A 324-nucleotide genomic window follows, 5' to 3' on the forward strand; every position below is an offset into this window, starting at 1 on the left:
CAACGAAGTCTTAGCAACTATTTCAGAAGAAGAGCAAATCGCACTTATGGATGATATGATTGAAAACCAGCCTGTTGAAGAAGCCAGCGAAGGCGAAACACCTAGTTTCTTCGCCCAAGTTTGGAATATTGTTGTTAACAACTGGCAACAACTTCTGCGCGGAACTGGGATGACATTACTCATTTCCATCCTCGGTACAATTATCGGTACTGCTATCGGTCTCCTCATCGGTGTCTTCCGTACAGCTCCAAAAGCAGCAAACAAGGCGCTTGCTATTGGTCAAAAAGTGCTCGGTTGGATTATCAATATCTACATCGAAAAGTC

At 43.8% G+C, this 324-nt stretch carries 1 pseudogene; it reads left to right on the forward strand.

Going from position 1 to position 324, the window contains the following annotated elements:
• Nucleotides 1-324 (forward strand): annotated as a pseudogene (locus C1E99_RS12305) (glutamine ABC transporter substrate-binding protein); the annotation flags it as partial.

This window comes from Streptococcus suis (assembly GCF_002964045.1).
Lineage (GTDB): Bacteria > Bacillota > Bacilli > Lactobacillales > Streptococcaceae > Streptococcus > Streptococcus suis_U.